Origin of the sequence: Bacillus sp. FSL W8-0645 (assembly GCF_038007905.1) — a bacterium.
GTDB classification, from domain to species: domain Bacteria; phylum Bacillota; class Bacilli; order Bacillales; family Bacillaceae; genus Bacillus; species Bacillus pumilus.
Genome location: NZ_JBBOYC010000001.1, coordinates 3414941 through 3430585, shown reverse-complemented (window position 1 = coordinate 3430585; position 15645 = coordinate 3414941). Strand labels below are relative to the sequence as shown.

The window sequence follows — 15645 nt, the reverse complement described above, 5'->3', positions numbered from 1 at the left end:
GGTGAGTGTCTTTTATTTTATAGGTGTCTATTTATTAGGAATCATCTTTGCAGGTGCATGGCTTGATAAAGTGAGAAAACAAACGGCGCATATTCAGCAGATGAATGCTTATCGACTGCTGCCTCCTGCGCTCACGGCGCCCATGTTTTATTTGTTTTTGACTGTTGAATTGGCTTGTACGGGTTTATTGTTCGTGTGGAACATGTCTCTTGTACCTGCGATTGGTCTTACAGCACTTTTATGTATCTATACTGGAGCGGTCACCTTCAATTTATTGAGAGGACATCGTCACATTTCATGCGGCTGTGGGGGTTTGCTTGAAAATGACCGCCTTCACTGGGGAATTGTGATTCGTAATGTGTCGATGCTGGCTCTTGTGATTGGGTTGTTTTATGTACATCCCTATGTAGAAACAATTCCGTGGTCATTTCATATTATTTGTTTTCTGATTGCAGTGGCTGTCTATTTGATTATAGCAGTGGGGAAAACAATCATGATGTTCAATAGAAAATGGATGAATCAATTTGAATCGTTTATAGAAGGAGACCAAGTGAAATGACTGATATTCTACTAATTATTGTGTTATTCATTGTCATTGCTCAGCTGGCGGTCGTGTTTTTGCTTGCCCGCTTTATCGGAAAATTTATGAGTAAAATTAAATCCCTTGATGGGATTGAATTAAAGGAAGCGGATGTTGGTGATGCTGCGCCGTTATTTCGAAGCTATACACATTTAGGAGATAAGGTCATTTTAAAGGAGTATTTACAGAGTGGAAGAGCTGTGATGCTGTTATTTGTAAATACCACTTGCATGACATGCAAAAGCATTTTGTCTGATATGCGTCAGCACATTTCTAGCGATGATACTCAATTCATGTTCATCAATGGGGATGAACAAGGAGATGATGCATTGATCCTTCAATTGCTGCCTGATCAAGCTGTGTATATGCGCTCTTCGCAAATCATGGAACTGTATGGGGTAACTGTGGTTCCGCAAGCGATTCTGATAGATGAACATGGCATCATCCTGCAAAGAAAATCTGTTCAAAATGCGAAACAGTTTGAACAGTTGTTACACGCATCATAAAAAAGCGTCTCTTTGTTGGAGAGACGCTCGTTTTATAATTCTTTTCCTAGAATGTCTAAATCGTACCTGCTGCCGTCCATTTCTGCGATGCGTGGCAAGTGACCCCATGTTTCAAAGCCGTGCTTTTTAAATAATCGAATGCTTGCTTCGTTGTGCCCGAAAATAAAGGCGAGTAATGTTCGAATGCCTAGTGAAGGTGCCAACTCAATGGCCTCTTGTAAAAAAAGTGACCCTAAGCCTTTCCCTCGATCGTCTTGGTTTAAGTAAATACTCATTTCAACGGTCCCGTTGTATGCAGGTCTTCCATAAAACGTTTCAAAGCTGAGCCAGCCGTAAATATGTCCATCCTCATCTGTTTTCACATAGAGAGGTCTTTTCTCTGAATGATTCAAAAACCATTGCCGGCGGTCTTCAACTGAAACTGGTTCTGTATCGGCGGTTACTTCTCTTGAAGCAATAGTTGAATTGTAAATATCAACGATTGCTTTGAGGTCATCTTCTGTTGCTATACGGTTGAAAGTTTTCACATTAAAGTCCCCCATCTTTTTTTCATTCATCATACATATTATTGATGCGATTGCGCAAAATAAAAAGAAAAATGATTTCGTGTGTATATATTTTTTGAAAAGTGTTCAGAATGTTGCTGAGGTGATGAAAAATGAGAGAGGAAGAAAAGAAACGTACTTCCAAAATCACAAAAGTTCAGCAATTTTTCCGTAAGCGCTGGGTATTCCCTGCAATTTACTTGGTCAGCGCAGCGGTCGTGTTAACAGCCGTTCTTTGGTATCAAGCTGTATCAAAAGATGTGAAAGACCAACTATCTGATGGAAATCAAACAGGGCAAGAACAGCGTGATGATGCCGTTGAAGTTGGAAAGCCAATTGAAAATGTTGCCATGCCAGTCCAGAATTCTGATAATGTTTCTGTCGTGAAAAAGTTCTATGAAGCAGATGCTGATCAAAAAGAAAAAGAAGCAGCACTTGTAAACTATAATAACACCTATACCTTGAGCAAAGGTATTGATCTTGCAGATAAAGATGGCAAAGTGTTTGATGTCACAGCTGCTCTTAGTGGAACAGTGGTTCAAGCGAAAAAAGATCCAGTTCTCGGTCACGTCGTTGAAATTGAACATGAAGATGGATTATCGACTGTTTATCAATCGTTGTCACAAGTGAGTGTTAAAGAAGGCGATGAAGTGAAGCAGAATGATGTCATCGGTGCTTCTGGTAAAAATCTTTATGGTGCTGAAAGCGGCAACCATGTGCATTTTGAAATTCGTATGGAAGGTTTAGCGCTTAATCCACTTAGCTTCATTGACAAGCCTGTTTCGACTATTGAAAAGGCCGCGCAAGAAGTGACGGAAGAAGCAAAAGAACCTGCTCAGCCAAAAGCTGATGAAAAAACGAAGGAACCTGCTGCTGAAGATAAGGCCAAAGAGCCTGCTGGAGAAAAATCTGAAGAAAAGTCTGATGAGAAGGGGAAATCCTCTGATCAAGAAAAGTCTTCTGATTCCTCTAAAGACAGCAGTCAATCTGAAGAAACAAAACAATCTTAAGTCTTGAAACCTCTGTATATGAATCATGCAGAGGTTTTTTTCTGTCTTTAAAAAATCCCCCGCACTCGGCGGAAGATGGTTTAGAGTGCGGTAGGTCCTTCTTCACCTGTCCGAATGTTGATTGTATTTTCTATCTCATATATAAAAATTTTCCCATCCCCTGGTTCGCCTGTACGAAGTACCTTTTGAGCTGTTTCAACGACCTGTTCGACAGGTACTTCGCTTAGGACGATTTCAATCTTTAATCGTTCGTACACATTACTTTCCTTTTTGACGCCGCGGTATAGCTCTGTATGTCCCTTTTGTAAACCGCAGCCGTGTACATTCGAAAAGGTAATGGAAGTGACACCAATCTTTCCAAGCTCCACCTTTAATGTTTCAAAATTGGCTGGACGTGTGACAATTTCCACTTTATACATTTTGCTCATAGAGACACCCCTTTTTCATTAATCTTGATAAGCTTTTTCCCCATGCATGGTTAAATCAAGACCCACTGATTCTTCTTCTTCAGTTGCGCGAATTTTAAAGAAGAGATTGACCACTTTGATGATCACGTATGTCACAACAGCTACAAAGGCATAGGTGGCTACAATAGCAACAACTTGCTTCCAAAGTAAGCTGGGATCTCCGTAAAATAAGCCATTGGCTCCGCCATCATTGACAGAGGTTGTTGCGAAAAGCCCTGTTGCAATTCCTCCCCAAGTCCCGCCAATTCCGTGAAGCCCGAATGCATCTAGTGCATCATCATAGCCAAATTTGGCTTTGAGTGAGAAGACTCCCCAGAAACACACGATGCCGCCGATGATTCCGATGATAATAGAAGCAAAAGGTGTGACAAAACCTGCGGCAGGTGTAATTGCCACAAGACCTGCGATGGCTCCAGAAATCGCGCCGAGCATGGTCGGTTTTTTGTTGATCATCCACTCGACTAACAGCCAGCCAATGATTCCCGCAGCAGCAGCTGTATTGGTGTTAATAAAGGCATACATTGCGACACTGTCTAAGGTAAGAGCACTTCCAACGTTAAAGCCAAACCATCCAAACCAAATGACAGCTCCGCCAAGAAGGGTATAAATCAAATTGTGAGGAGAAGAGCTTGCTGCTTCTTTACGCTTCCCGAGCACAATCGCTACGACTAGACCTGCAACACCTGATGAAATGTGAACCACGTTTCCTCCAGCGAAGTCGAGTGCACCCATTTCGCCAATCCAACCGCCGCCCCATACCCAGTGTGCGACTGGCGCGTATACAAATGTGACCCAAAGGAGTGTAAACACGACGACCGCTGAGTAACGAATTCGTTCAGCAAAGGCACCTGAGATGATGGCTGTTGTTAAGACGGCAAAGGTCATTTGGAACATCATGAATAATGAATGTGGAATGGTCTCACTGTAGGGGCCAGGTTCAAAGCCAACGCCTTTTAGTCCAATCCAGTCTAAGCCTCCGATCCATGCATTGCCTGGCGCAAAAGCCAAGGAATAGCCGAACATGATCCATACGATAGAGACGATCGCTAGTGAAGTTAAGCTGTGCATGGTTGTACTTAAGACGTTTTTACTTCTCACGAGTCCTCCGTAGAATAAGGCTAAACCCGGTGTCATTAACCACACGAGTAGTGCGCAGAAGAACATAAATACTGTATCACCCATTTGCATGCTGCATTCCCCCTGAATCATTCAGAATTAATTGATTTCTTAATTCTTCATTATAGAGAGAAAAGTCATATATGACATATTAGTGTGAGGTAATCTTACATGGTTTTTGGTTATATTCAATATAAATGGATGAAAAGTTCGTGAAATATGAGAAAAAACGTGCATTGAGCACGACAAATAAAGGGCGTTTGACCTATAAAATGGAGCTGAGAAACAGCTTGGTTCGTTCCTCTTGAGGAGAATCGAACAATTTTGATGGCGTGCCTTCTTCGACGATACGGCCTTCGTGCATATAGACGACCCGATCGGCGACTTCTTTCGCAAAGCCCATTTCATGTGTGACGATAACCATCGTCATGCCTTCTTTTGCGAGACTTTTCATTGTTTGCAGTACCTCGCCTACAAGCTCTGGATCGAGGGCAGACGTAGGTTCGTCAAATAACATGACATCTGGTTTCATGGCGAGAGCTCTTGCAATAGCCACACGCTGCTTTTGACCGCCTGATAGCTTAGAAGGATATACGTTGGCTTTATCCGCAAGTCCGACCTTTTCTAACAGGACATTGGCTTCTGATACAGCTTGAGTCTTTTTTGTTTTTTTCACCATAACAGGCGCCTCGATGATGTTTTCAAGCACAGTTTTATGCGGAAAGAGGTTAAAATGCTGAAACACCATGCCTATTTTTTGCCGCATCTCGTTTAATTGATCGCGTTTTGGGTGAACAGGACTCCCATCAATGATGATTTCTCCATCATTTTTGATTTCTAAAAAGTTCATACAGCGGAGCAAGGTGCTTTTTCCAGAGCCACTGGCTCCAATTAAGACGACCACATCATTTTCATAAACAGTGAGGTCGATATCCTTTAAAACATGCAGTTCTCCGAAGTGTTTATTGAGTTTTTCAACACGAATGAGTTCCTTTGATTCTGTCATGTTTCTCCTCCTAATGGTCACTGACTGATAGTTTCTTCTCAAAGGTTTGGACAGCGAATGTTAACAGCAGGACAAGAACTAAGTAATAGACGGCTACAACAAGTAAATAGGTCATATTGTCAAAGCTGTTTGAGCCTTGGGTCGTGGCGACGTTAAATAGTTCATTGACGCTAATAAAGGCGGCGAGTGATGAATCTTTTAAGCCGATAATGAACTGGTTGCCAAGAGGGGGGAGGGCGCGTCGCATCGCTTGCGGGAGAATGATGCGTCTCATTGTTAGAAAACGTCCCATGCCAAGAGAGCGTCCTGCCTCTTTTTGCCCCTGATCGATCGATTGGATGGCGCCTCTGAATATTTCTGCTATATACGCTCCATTATGAAAGGCGAGCGCAATGGAAGCGGCCCAGAAGTCGGGGATATTTAATTCTGTCAGTCCAAAATATAGGATGAAAATTTGAACAATCAGTGGTGTGCCGCGTACAAGGAAGATATAGGCGTTGGCGATATAACCGAAGACAGTCACGCGTGATATTTTCAATAAAGCAAAGAAGAGCCCGATGAACATGCCGATAAAGATGCTGATCACAGTGAGCTGTAACGTGAGTAGCATTCCTTCTAAAAAAATACCTCTTGAATCAATCAGTGTCTGAAAAAAATGTGATAGGCTAGGCAAAACAATCATCTCCATTTGAAGAAAGTGCGCCTAAAAAAGGCGCACAATCGTGGTTTTAATTTTGTTTGACCGTGATGTCTTCATCAAAGTATTTCTCGCTAATTTGTTTTAATGTTCCGTCCTTTTTTAATGCGTCAATCGCATCGTTGATCTCTTTTATGAGCTGTTCATTTTCTTTAGATACAGCAATTGCCTGCTCGCTTTGTCCGAGTCTTTCCTGCGCTTCGATTTTTAATTTTTTCTTCATGGCTTCTGCACCTGTGGCGAAATCCGTCACGACTGCATCGTGTTTTCCGTTGGCTAGTGCTTCTAAAGCGACGACATCACTGTCGTAATATTTTGGTTCCTGCCCGCTATGTTCCTTTGCAATATCAGCGTAGGATGAGCCTTTTGAAACAGCGATTTCTTTGCCTTTTAAATCATCAGCATGTTGAATGTCTGCTCCAGGTCTTGTGAAAATTTGCGGACCAGAGTAGTAGTAGGGCTTAGAAAGAAGGACGTGTTTTTTTCGTTCCTCATTGATGGCATGACTTGCAACTGCCGCATCAAATTTTCCTGATTTCACACCTTCGACGATGCCTGCGAACTTATACTTCTTCTGTATAGGCTCAAGGCCTAGTTTGTCACTGATCGCATTGCCTACATCGATATCAAAGCCTGACATCTGATTTCCATCCATGTAACTGAACGGGTGAAATTCACCTGATGCTGCAAATATAAATTTTCCATCCTCCAAAATTGGCGACCCTTTCGCTGTAGAATTACGTTTATCTCCGTTCCCATTTGTTTCATTTGAACCACACGAAGACAGAAGTAATACTGCAACCGAGAAAAGGGCTGGGACCCAAAACCGTCTTTTCTTAATAATAAGCTTCTCCTCCTTTTCAGCCGTTCTCCATATAAGGAGAAAGTAGGCTTTTAAATATGTGTAGCATCTTACCATTTGTTCCTCATATTCTCAATTTTATATGTGTTTTTCCAACACTCACCCTTTTTAAAATGTATGTCTTGCTTTTCCAAGAGAGAACTTGAATTGATCAGGGTAAAAAAGGGAAATGAATCTCATAATAACGGAAGGAAACATGCCAGAACATAAAGAGGGGGTCGGTGTATGAAGAAGTGGAGAGACAACCGAAAAGTCTTTTTAACTGCTATTGCCTTTGGGACGATGTTAAATCCGTTGAATTCCTCAATGATTTCTTTGGCCTTGCATCAAATCCAACATGAATTCGGTTTGTCATTTACGACTGTATCTTGGCTTATTTCGTCTTTTTATTTAGCTAGTGCGGTGACGCAGCCGGTGAGCGGCCGGATTGGGGATCATGTGATGAGCCGGAGAACATTATTTTTATTCGGACTGGGTCTTGTGGCGGTCTCAGCCATCTGTGCGCCGTTTGCCCCGACGTTTGCGGTGCTGATTGTGATCCGGCTATTGCAGGCAATTGGGAGCAGTGCCATTTATCCTTCTGGTGTCGGACTCATTCGGGATCATATTCAAGACAAGCAGGCATCGGCGTTAGCGGTATTGTCCATTTTTGCTTCAGCGATGACGGCGCTTGGACCGACACTTGGCGGCTTTTTGATGACAATCGGTGGCTGGCCGGCTATCTTTTTAGTGAATCTGCCTTTTATTTTGATCAGCTTCTTTCTAGGACTATCTTTGTTTCCAAAGGAGCAGAAAAAGAGAAAGCTACGTATAGGTGAAACGATACGGAAGCTCGATCTGCCAGGCATGCTGCTTTTTACAGTTTGTATTGTCCTTCTGCTTTCGTTTTTATTATCACTAGGTCATGGCATTCAATATGTACAGGGGATTCTTTGTCTCGTGAGTGCAGGCGCTTTTATTTGGTGGGAGTATCAGGTGGATGAACCGTTTATTCAAATTCGGATGTTCAGACAGGAGCAGCGGCTTTCACTCGTGTATGTGCAATTTATCATTTTAAATATCTTTTTCTATTGTCTTTTCTTTGGTTTGCCGAGCTATTTCCAAGATGAATTAGGCTGGCGTGTGGAAATGACGGGTCTTTTTATGCTTTGCATGTCTGGGGTGAGCATCATTATCTCTCCGCTGACGGGAAAGTGGGTGGACCGCGGGGATGAACGCCATCCGGTATTAGCCAGTGCGGTTTTAATGCTGGCTGGGGCTTCTGCGATGACCTTCTTTTTTATTCCGGCACCATTATGGGGGAAAGGGCTGGTTCTAGCGCTGCTAGGACTTAGTTACGGGATTGGAAATGTTGCGCTACAAGCTGCGATGCTCAAGGCAAGCCCTCAGCATATGATTGGCACGTCCTCTGGGCTTTTTCAAACATGTCGCTACCTTGGTTCCATTCTGTCGTCTGCTGTCCTCGGTATGCTGTTTGGGGATGAAATTGCTGGTCCTCATTTTGAGCAGTTAGGCTGGACATTGATCATGATTTCCCTTATCGGCATCGGTGTCAGTCTTTATTTTTCGAACAAGGTCAGAGGAGGACATTCAATAAAAAAAGCGGCGCGATAAGTGGAAGAAGATTCTTCATCACGTTATCGCAAGCCGCTTAAGAGTTAGACAGGTCAGAGTCCTGATCCTTTTGCTTCCTTCTGAATATTTTTCCTACAATTGTCTCATAGAAAGTGACGATGCGATCAATTGGAGAGTCAAAGAACTTCCATAATTTATTCATAATAAACACGACCACAATCGATACGATCAAGCTGCCTAAAACATCTAATGGATAATGGTGACCGACCCAGATGCGGGAGAATCCTGTGAGTAATCCAAAGACGAGCAAGATGTTGCCAAGCTTTTTATTACGAGATCGAATGGCAAGTGAAAGAGCCAGTGCACCTGTTGTATGGTCACTTGGGAAGGAAGCGTCTGCTGAGTGCGGAATGAGTGTGTCGACTTTATGCGCCACAAACGGTCGCTCCTCATAATGAAACAGTGTAATCGCAAAATTGACGATAAGTGCCGCGATGCCCGTTACACCGGAAAAGAAGACATGCTTCTTAAATTTGTGATTACCTAAAAACCAGCAAATCAATAAGACAAGGGCGTACACAAGAATGGCCTTTTTCGTAATGAAAATCATGGCCTGATCTAAAAACTCAGAATGATGAGCCATCCCGTGTATCACTTTAAACAGTTCGTAATTCAAAACATCACCTATACCTTCGCTTAATGCCAACTATTTTTCAAATAATCGTTTATTTGAAACATCCTATATTTTAGCATGTTTCCGTTGAAGTTTAAAATAGAATCCTATTCTGATAGGGAGACCTTCTGTGCTTTTGCTTCTTGGGGCTTTCGTTCGCTCCAATAAAAAACAATCATACTGAGCAAGACAACAATACCTGCAATGAGATATACATTTGAAAAGTCTGTGAAACTGACAAGAAGACCAAATACAAATGAGCCAGCAGCAATACCCGTATCATATAAAGTGAAGAAAGTAGCCGTCGCATAGCCTGTACGGTGAGCTGGTGAGTGCTGAATGGCAAGTGTTTGTAAACATGGTACTAGCGATCCATAGCCAAGTCCAATGACACCACCTGATAGAAGAAGCATTGTAGCTGAATGTGTAGCTGTCAGCATCCATAAACCAATCGCAAAAAGAGCAATCGAAGGATAGATCACAATGTGAGGTCCTACTCGGTCAAAAAGTCTGCCTGTAAATGGACGTGATCCAAGCATCGCTGCCGCAAACACAATAAAGAAATAACTGCTTGCCCCCATCAAGTGAAGGGAATTGGCATAGACTGAAATAAATGAAATGATCGGCGAATAACAGAATGAAATAATGATGCCGACCGCCGCTGTTTTTAATGCACCTTTTTCGAACAGATGAGAAAAAGTAAATCGGAAGACGACACTACCCCCATCTTCAAGCTCTGGCTGTCTGATCAGCATCGTAAAAGCGGCACCAATGGTAACGATAATGGAAAAAAGAAGGAATAAGGAGTGGAATCCTACTTTTCCTACTTGATTGAGTGCGATAAATGGACCGATAACCACAGCGAGGTTCATGGACATGACAAAGTAGCCGAGTCCTTCCCCGCGTTTATGTTTTGGAATCATATCTGCCGCAATGGCACTGGTTACTGTCGTCAAAATGCTAAAAAAGATGCCTTGCACGAAACGCAGCATGAGAAGCGTTTGGAATTGATCAATTGAGATGTATAAATAAGTGAGTAAGGCAAATGCCGTTGAGGAGAAAATCGCCATCCGTTTTTTACCGAATTTCTCAATAATCGCTCCTGAAAACGGTCTTGTCACAATGGCAGACAATAAGAAGACCGTCACAAGGAGACCGCCCTGTGATTCTGTTCCATTTAGTTCATCCATTGTGTAAATAGGCAGCAAGGTTAAAAGGGCATAAAAAGAGGTGAACGTAAATAAATTCACCAGGACAATCATGATAAAGTCTCTCGTCCAAATGCGTTCGTTCATGATGTATGTCACTTCCTATTCAGTTGATAATTTGTGTAAAAGTGTATGGAGGAGTTGTTTTTCTTCGTGGGTGAAATCTGAAAGACATTCTTCTTCAAATTGTTCCATCGTACGTTTGATTTCTTCAAATCGGGCCTTAGCATCATCTGTCATCACGATCAGATTTTCACGTTTGTCTTTTCCTTGTACACGTTGCACCCAGCCATTTGCTTCTAGACGGGTTACGGTTCGGGTAATGGTTGGGGCTTCGACGTTCAAATATGTCCAAATGTCTTTTTGGGTTTTCGGGCCGAATGTATCCAAACAAAAAAGTACAGTCCATTGGGACATGTACAAGTCATAAGCAGCAAGCGCTTCGTTCGCCTTTTTAGACAGCAGGCGTGCGCTTTGGTGTATTTGATGTAAACACTCTCTATTTAACGTATCCATATGCTCACCTTTATTCAATATTTAGCTAGGTAAATAAAATCACCTTTTCTATTTTACGTGCTCGACCCATTCTTGTAAAGTGAAAATTTTCGCCACTCGAAATGATTGCATTTTCTGATAAATCCCTTGTCCCATCTTCATTTTTAGCATATTCCCTATGCAATGCTAATACACTGTTACAAACCTGACAAAGAGAGTGTTTGAGGTGAGGGATCGTGTTTGGCATTTACTACCTAATGGATGAGAAATTAAGACGAACAAGCGCCTCTGAAAATGGATAATATTGATACGAATCTCATTTCACACTTCTCACATCCATTTTAGGGAGGTCGAGTGGTGTGCACGATTACATCAAAGAGCGAACAATCAAGATAGGAAAGTATATCGTGGAGACAAAGAAAACCGTTCGTGTAATTGCGAAAGAATTTGGAGTCTCTAAAAGTACTGTACACAAGGATCTAACAGAAAGACTGCCAGAAATTAATCCAGATCTGGCTAATGAAGTGAAGGAGATACTGGATTATCATAAATCAATCCGCCACTTGCGAGGGGGAGAAGCCACTAAATTAAAGTATAAAAAAGAAGAAATTTTAGAAGGCGAGCCTGTGAAACAATAAGCTTAGTTCTTTGTTCATAAACATGATATATATATCTTCCTCATATCGGTAGTTTCTAACCACAAAATTTGTAAAGACTTTTGTAAAGAAATATCTTTTTTTCTGCAAATTATGATAGAATATATAATTAGGGCAGAATGTGGTATTTGCTATGGAAACAGATTTTCAAGGAGGATATATATAGATGTTTGCTAGGGATATTGGAATTGATCTTGGTACTGCCAATGTACTGATTCATGTCAAAGGAAAAGGAATTGTGTTAAATGAACCATCTGTTGTAGCTCTTGACAAAAACAGCGGGAAAGTTTTGGCTGTTGGAGAAGAGGCTAGACGTATGGTTGGACGTACGCCTGGGAATATTGTTGCGATTCGTCCATTAAAAGATGGCGTAATTGCTGATTTTGAAGTAACTGAAGCGATGCTCAAGCATTTTATTAACTCATTAAATGTGAAAGGGCTATTCTCTAAGCCGCGTATGCTCATCTGCTGCCCAACAAACATTACATCTGTTGAGCAGAAGGCGATCAAAGAAGCTGCTGAAAAAAGCGGCGGTAAGCATGTATTTCTTGAAGAAGAGCCAAAAGTAGCAGCTATTGGTGCTGGTATGGATATTTTTCAGCCAAGTGGAAACATGGTCGTAGATATTGGAGGCGGAACGACAGATATCGCTGTCATCTCAATGGGTGACATTGTAACCGCCTCTTCTATTAAAATGGCTGGAGACAAATTTGATCTGGAAATTCTCAACTACATTAAAAAAGAGTACAAGCTGTTGATCGGTGAACGCACGGCTGAGGATATTAAGATCCAAGTTGCAACGGTATTCCCAGACGCACGTCACGAAGAGATTTCAATTCGTGGACGAGACATGGTGACAGGATTACCAAGAACGATTACCGTCACAAGCAAAGAAGTAGAAGAAGCATTGCGTGAATCTGTATCTGCGATTGTTCAGGCTGCGAAGCAAGTTCTTGAGAGAACACCGCCTGAATTATCAGCTGATATTATTGATCGCGGCGTCATCATTACAGGTGGCGGAGCTCTTCTAAACGGGCTTGATCAATTGCTTGCAGAAGAGCTGAAAGTACCAGTTTTCGTTGCTGAGAATCCGATGGATTGTGTAGCTGTTGGTACTGGTGTCATGCTTGATAATATGGACAAGCTGCCAAAGCGTAAACTCAGCTAATGATGTCCCTCATTCTTTTTCGAAAGAATGGGGGATTTTTATTAAAGAACCCTGCAAATATGCCGATATATTTCATAGAAGATTGTGTTTAGGTCATGTGAAAGAATTTTAATGAGGTGAGCACGTGTTAAAAGGACTATATACCGCAACATCTGCCATGATCGCTCAAGAGCGGCGGACAGAAATGCTTTCAAATAATATCGCAAATGCGAATACGCCAGGATATAAAGCGGATGAGGGGACCATGCGGGCATTTCCAGAAATGCTGCTAAGCCGAATGGAGTCAGGACGTTTCCAAACTTCCTCAGGCAAAGGTTTTAGTGTTCCGCAGCAAACGCCGATTGGCGGCATTAATACGGGGACATATATGCAGGAACTGATCCCTCAATTTACACAAGGAACTTTAAAAACAACAGATCAAACAACGGATGTCGCACTAGTCGAAAATAATGTGCCGATCAACCCGGAGACCAATCAGAAATCAGCGCTCTTTTATGCGGTCAATACCCCAGAAGGCGTTCGTTATACGAAAAGTAGCTCGATTACAATGAACGCACAAAATCAGTTGACTATCAATGGACGTGCCCTTCTTTCTGTCACAGGTCAGCCAATTACGGTTCAGAGTGAGAATTTCAAAGTGAATGCAGATGGAACTGTGAGTGAAAATGGACAAAATCTAGGGCAAATTGATGTACGTGTTGCGATGGATACAAGGAATTTAGCGAGAGAAGGAAATGATTTATACCGTACAGCTGATAACCAGCCCCTGCCAAGCGCAGTCAATAACGGTCAAATGTCCTATACGTTAAGTCAAGGTGTATCGGAGCTATCGAACGTGGATGTGACGAAATCATATACAGAAATGACAACCGCCTATCGAGCATTTGAAACAAACCAAAAAGTGGTTCAGGCGTATGATAAAAGCTTAGAAAAAGCAGTGAATGAAATCGGCAGAGTGTACTAATCAAGAAATGAAAAAGAAAGGAGGATTCTCATGCTTAGAACGATGATCAATGCAGCTGTATCAATGAACGAAGTACAAAAGCAGCTTGATATTATCAGTAATAACATCGCGAACAGTGAAACAACAGGGTACCGTGCGAAAAATACCCGTTTCTCAGAGCTGATCAGACAACAGTTCAACCAAGTGGATGAAAAAAATGAGCAGGTGGCAAACAGTCGTCTGACACCTGATGGGCTAAGGCTTGGTACGGGTACGATGGTCAATGCGTCCATTAACTCGCTGCAAGGCTCGATTAAAGAAACAGGTCGTGATCTTGATGTTGCATTTGGAGCGCCATCTCAGTATATGCAGGTCAATGTCGGCGGTAATATTCGTTATACAAGAGACGGTTCTCTTTACTTACAGCCAGGCAATAATCGTAATCAAGTGCAGCTTGTCACTAGCGAAGGCCATCCGATTCTTGATGAAAACGGAAATGAAATCGTCTTAAATGCGAATTTCCGTGATATTTCAATTGATAAAAATGGACGTCTAACAGCCATTTCAAGAGACAATCAACCGAATCAGCAAGTGAATTTAGGGGTTGTACAAGTCAATAACTCTTCAGCACTTGTCTCTGAAGGAGATAATTTGTTCTCAGTTGACGGTACTTATCAAGGTGCATTAACGGCACTAAATGGAGCAAACCGCCAAGCGATTCAGCTTCAGCAAGGTGCACTTGAAACGTCGAATGTGGACATGTCTAAAGAATTAACGGATCTCATGACAACACAGCGCTCCTATCAGATGAATTCAAGAACGATTACGATGGGTGATCAAATGCTTGGATTAGTGAATACAATTCGATAACGAGCAGGCTGACATCAGCCTCTCATGATAAAAAAGGCGGCTCGCTCAAAGTCGCCCTTTTTTTTATAAAAATCTGAGACATCGGCAAGCAGATCCTCAAGATCAATCCAAGCTTCTTTTCGTTCAAGGCATGTGACGAGCCTTGCAATCTGCTCATCTGCCTTTGGCGTTTGGCTGTAGAGAAGAAATAAGATTTGGAACTTGATTCTTAATATATCAAATTGTGAAGCAACGGCTTCTTTTAATCCTTTTTGAATATACTTCATTCCTTCATCGGTTAAATTTTCTTTATAACAGGAACGCACAGTTTCATAGAGGCACGATACATAGGAGTGTGCGGACTTCCGGTATGCTGGGAGATGAAGTGCTTTTTTAAAGTATTCCAGCGCTTTCTTGTGACGGTTTTGTCTCGACTGAATAAAGCCAGCGTCATAATAAACGATACCGAGCAGTTCTTGATCATCAATGATTTTCACGTATTCGATGATCTCAATAAAAAGAGCTTCTGCTTCTTCATATTTTTTTTGATCGCTAAAGTTAAGTGCGAGGACAATTTTGCACCGATAAATGCTATGGATATCCCCGTGCTTTGCAAAGATATCCATGGCTTTTTCAACATGACGAATCGATAACAACGAATAGCGGTTGTTATAATAAACACCACTTGTACGAAAATGGAACTCGGCTTCCTCTAGCTCATCGTCTAGCAGCGGCAGTTTTTCTTCTGCTTTTTCAAGATAATGAATGGCATCATTTTGATCGCTTTTTAAAGATTCGTATAAACCGAGAAAGAAGTTAAAATAATATTGCAGTTGATCGTTCATTTGGTCTTTGTACTGCATCAGTTCATGTTTCATTTTTTCTAAGTCCTCTGTCTGATTCATCCAGAGCTGATGCCGAAAAAGCATCAGCTGATAATGTAAATAGAGTTCCTGTTTTTTTGATATTTTACGTTGATGTTTTAATAGAGTTATTTTGATTTCTTCAGCCTTCGAAAAATGTCGATGCTTTAGCATTGTATACCACGAATGGAGAAGTTTTTTAATGGATTTATCACTTATAAAATTCATTTTTACCCTCTTATTCAATCAATGATGTAATATATATTACCATATTTGTGAAAAAACAATGAGTGTAGTGTGGATTATATTTGATGACAATAGGTAATAGTAGATTCTATTTTTTACCATATATGTGGAGCGGACGTTGAAAAATACGAGCATTCATAATATACTTCTATAGGAATCAAATGAAGATCATCGATATAG

At 41.6% G+C, this 15645-nt stretch carries 18 protein-coding genes; 8 read left to right on the top strand and 10 right to left on the bottom strand.

The features are described 5' to 3' along the window. Position 1 precedes the first annotated feature (1 nt). Together NST39_RS17780 and NST39_RS17775 are read left to right on the top strand one after the other, a co-directional pair. The gene (locus NST39_RS17780) at positions 2-559 is read left to right on the top strand and encodes a MauE/DoxX family redox-associated membrane protein (RefSeq protein WP_341029587.1); all 558 of its coding nucleotides are present in this window, start codon (positions 2-4) and stop codon (positions 557-559) included. Further along, positions 556-1086: a TlpA family protein disulfide reductase gene (locus tag NST39_RS17775; RefSeq protein WP_341029586.1), complete on the top strand. Its 531-nt coding sequence runs from the start codon at positions 556-558 to the stop codon at positions 1084-1086. The genes NST39_RS17780 and NST39_RS17775 overlap by 4 nt, the downstream gene beginning before the upstream one ends. A 32-nt stretch (positions 1087-1118) precedes the next feature. On the opposite strand, the gene NST39_RS17770 is transcribed toward NST39_RS17775, so the two are convergent. After that, entirely contained in the window at positions 1119-1628 is a 510-nt protein-coding gene (locus NST39_RS17770; protein WP_034620260.1) for a GNAT family N-acetyltransferase, read from the bottom strand. Positions 1629-1744: 116 nt separating this feature from the next. On the opposite strand from NST39_RS17770, the gene NST39_RS17765 reads away from it, so the two are divergent. Next, positions 1745-2641 carry a peptidoglycan DD-metalloendopeptidase family protein gene (locus NST39_RS17765; RefSeq protein ID WP_003214850.1) on the top strand — a complete coding sequence of 299 codons (897 nt, stop codon included), beginning with the start codon at positions 1745-1747 and terminating at the stop codon, positions 2639-2641. 80 nt (positions 2642-2721) lie between these two features. Here the strand turns inward: NST39_RS17765 and NST39_RS17760 are convergent, their stop codons facing one another. The 5 genes from NST39_RS17760 to NST39_RS17740 form a co-directional block, all read right to left on the bottom strand. Beyond that, positions 2722-3069: a P-II family nitrogen regulator gene (locus NST39_RS17760; protein ID WP_126741270.1), complete on the bottom strand. Its 348-nt coding sequence runs from the start codon at positions 3067-3069 to the stop codon at positions 2722-2724. A gap of 18 nt (positions 3070-3087) precedes the next feature. Beyond that, a complete protein-coding gene (locus NST39_RS17755; RefSeq protein ID WP_003215412.1) occupies positions 3088-4296 on the bottom strand; it encodes an ammonium transporter in 1209 nt (402 codons plus the stop codon). A gap of 193 nt (positions 4297-4489) precedes the next feature. Further along, positions 4490-5230, bottom strand: a complete 741-nt coding sequence (locus NST39_RS17750) for an amino acid ABC transporter ATP-binding protein (protein WP_113767789.1) — start codon at positions 5228-5230, stop codon at positions 4490-4492. Between the two features lie 10 nt (positions 5231-5240). Beyond that, the gene (locus tag NST39_RS17745; RefSeq protein ID WP_080772963.1) at positions 5241-5918 is read right to left on the bottom strand and encodes an amino acid ABC transporter permease; all 678 of its coding nucleotides are present in this window, start codon (positions 5916-5918) and stop codon (positions 5241-5243) included. Between the two features lie 40 nt (positions 5919-5958). Further along, positions 5959-6846 (bottom strand): transporter substrate-binding domain-containing protein, encoded by an 888-nt coding sequence (locus NST39_RS17740; protein ID WP_341029583.1) that lies wholly within the window; start codon positions 6844-6846, stop codon positions 5959-5961. Between the two features lie 168 nt (positions 6847-7014). Between NST39_RS17740 and NST39_RS17735 the strand changes: the two genes are divergently transcribed. Continuing rightward, complete coding sequence (locus NST39_RS17735) at positions 7015-8403, top strand: MFS transporter (RefSeq protein WP_044140118.1); 1389 nt, start codon at positions 7015-7017, stop codon at positions 8401-8403. Positions 8404-8440: 37 nt separating this feature from the next. On the opposite strand, the gene NST39_RS17730 is transcribed toward NST39_RS17735, so the two are convergent. From NST39_RS17730 to NST39_RS17720, 3 genes are all read right to left on the bottom strand, one after another. Then, a complete protein-coding gene (locus NST39_RS17730) occupies positions 8441-9040 on the bottom strand; it encodes an undecaprenyl-diphosphatase (RefSeq protein WP_341029580.1) in 600 nt (199 codons plus the stop codon). A 104-nt stretch (positions 9041-9144) separates the two neighbouring features. Further along, complete coding sequence (locus NST39_RS17725; RefSeq protein ID WP_044140116.1) at positions 9145-10332, bottom strand: MFS transporter; 1188 nt, start codon at positions 10330-10332, stop codon at positions 9145-9147. Positions 10333-10347: 15 nt separating this feature from the next. Further along, positions 10348-10761: a MarR family winged helix-turn-helix transcriptional regulator gene (locus NST39_RS17720; RefSeq protein ID WP_044140115.1), complete on the bottom strand. Its 414-nt coding sequence runs from the start codon at positions 10759-10761 to the stop codon at positions 10348-10350. A gap of 338 nt (positions 10762-11099) precedes the next feature. Between NST39_RS17720 and spoIIID the strand changes: the two genes are divergently transcribed. The 4 genes from spoIIID to NST39_RS17700 all read left to right on the top strand — a co-directional run bounded on the left by spoIIID (position 11100) and on the right by NST39_RS17700 (position 14377). After that, on the top strand, positions 11100-11378 hold the full coding sequence (gene spoIIID, locus NST39_RS17715) for a sporulation transcriptional regulator SpoIIID (protein ID WP_008343327.1): 279 nt from the start codon (positions 11100-11102) through the stop codon (positions 11376-11378). Between the two features lie 184 nt (positions 11379-11562). Beyond that, positions 11563-12564: a cell shape-determining protein Mbl gene (mbl, locus tag NST39_RS17710; protein ID WP_012011515.1), complete on the top strand. Its 1002-nt coding sequence runs from the start codon at positions 11563-11565 to the stop codon at positions 12562-12564. A gap of 124 nt (positions 12565-12688) precedes the next feature. After that, a complete protein-coding gene (locus tag NST39_RS17705; protein WP_003215293.1) occupies positions 12689-13528 on the top strand; it encodes a flagellar hook-basal body protein in 840 nt (279 codons plus the stop codon). Between the two features lie 30 nt (positions 13529-13558). Continuing rightward, positions 13559-14377, top strand: coding sequence for a flagellar hook-basal body protein (locus tag NST39_RS17700; protein WP_044140113.1), 819 nt, complete (start codon positions 13559-13561; stop codon positions 14375-14377). Between the two features lie 14 nt (positions 14378-14391). On the opposite strand, the gene NST39_RS17695 is transcribed toward NST39_RS17700, so the two are convergent. Beyond that, positions 14392-15447 carry a tetratricopeptide repeat protein gene (locus tag NST39_RS17695; RefSeq protein ID WP_341029577.1) on the bottom strand — a complete coding sequence of 352 codons (1056 nt, stop codon included), beginning with the start codon at positions 15445-15447 and terminating at the stop codon, positions 14392-14394. Positions 15448-15645: the final 198 nt, after the last annotated feature.

Bases quoted from the DNA above. Each gene is read 5' to 3' on its own strand.
- mbl (WP_012011515.1), top strand. From the start codon at position 11,563: ATGTTTGCTAGGGATATTGGAATTGATCTTGGTACTGCCAATGTACTG.
- NST39_RS17765 (WP_003214850.1), top strand. From the start codon at position 1,745: ATGAGAGAGGAAGAAAAGAAACGTACTTCCAAAATCACAAAAGTTCAG.
- NST39_RS17775 (WP_341029586.1), top strand. From the start codon at position 556: ATGACTGATATTCTACTAATTATTGTGTTATTCATTGTCATTGCTCAG.
- NST39_RS17695 (WP_341029577.1), bottom strand. From the start codon at position 15,447: ATGAATTTTATAAGTGATAAATCCATTAAAAAACTTCTCCATTCGTGG.
- NST39_RS17735 (WP_044140118.1), top strand. From the start codon at position 7,015: ATGAAGAAGTGGAGAGACAACCGAAAAGTCTTTTTAACTGCTATTGCC.
- NST39_RS17770 (WP_034620260.1), bottom strand. From the start codon at position 1,628: ATGGGGGACTTTAATGTGAAAACTTTCAACCGTATAGCAACAGAAGAT.
- NST39_RS17740 (WP_341029583.1), bottom strand. From the start codon at position 6,846: ATGGTAAGATGCTACACATATTTAAAAGCCTACTTTCTCCTTATATGG.
- NST39_RS17700 (WP_044140113.1), top strand. From the start codon at position 13,559: ATGCTTAGAACGATGATCAATGCAGCTGTATCAATGAACGAAGTACAA.
- NST39_RS17725 (WP_044140116.1), bottom strand. From the start codon at position 10,332: ATGAACGAACGCATTTGGACGAGAGACTTTATCATGATTGTCCTGGTG.
- NST39_RS17750 (WP_113767789.1), bottom strand. From the start codon at position 5,230: ATGACAGAATCAAAGGAACTCATTCGTGTTGAAAAACTCAATAAACAC.
- NST39_RS17755 (WP_003215412.1), bottom strand. From the start codon at position 4,296: ATGCAAATGGGTGATACAGTATTTATGTTCTTCTGCGCACTACTCGTG.
- NST39_RS17745 (WP_080772963.1), bottom strand. From the start codon at position 5,918: ATGGAGATGATTGTTTTGCCTAGCCTATCACATTTTTTTCAGACACTG.
- NST39_RS17760 (WP_126741270.1), bottom strand. From the start codon at position 3,069: ATGAGCAAAATGTATAAAGTGGAAATTGTCACACGTCCAGCCAATTTT.
- NST39_RS17720 (WP_044140115.1), bottom strand. From the start codon at position 10,761: ATGGATACGTTAAATAGAGAGTGTTTACATCAAATACACCAAAGCGCA.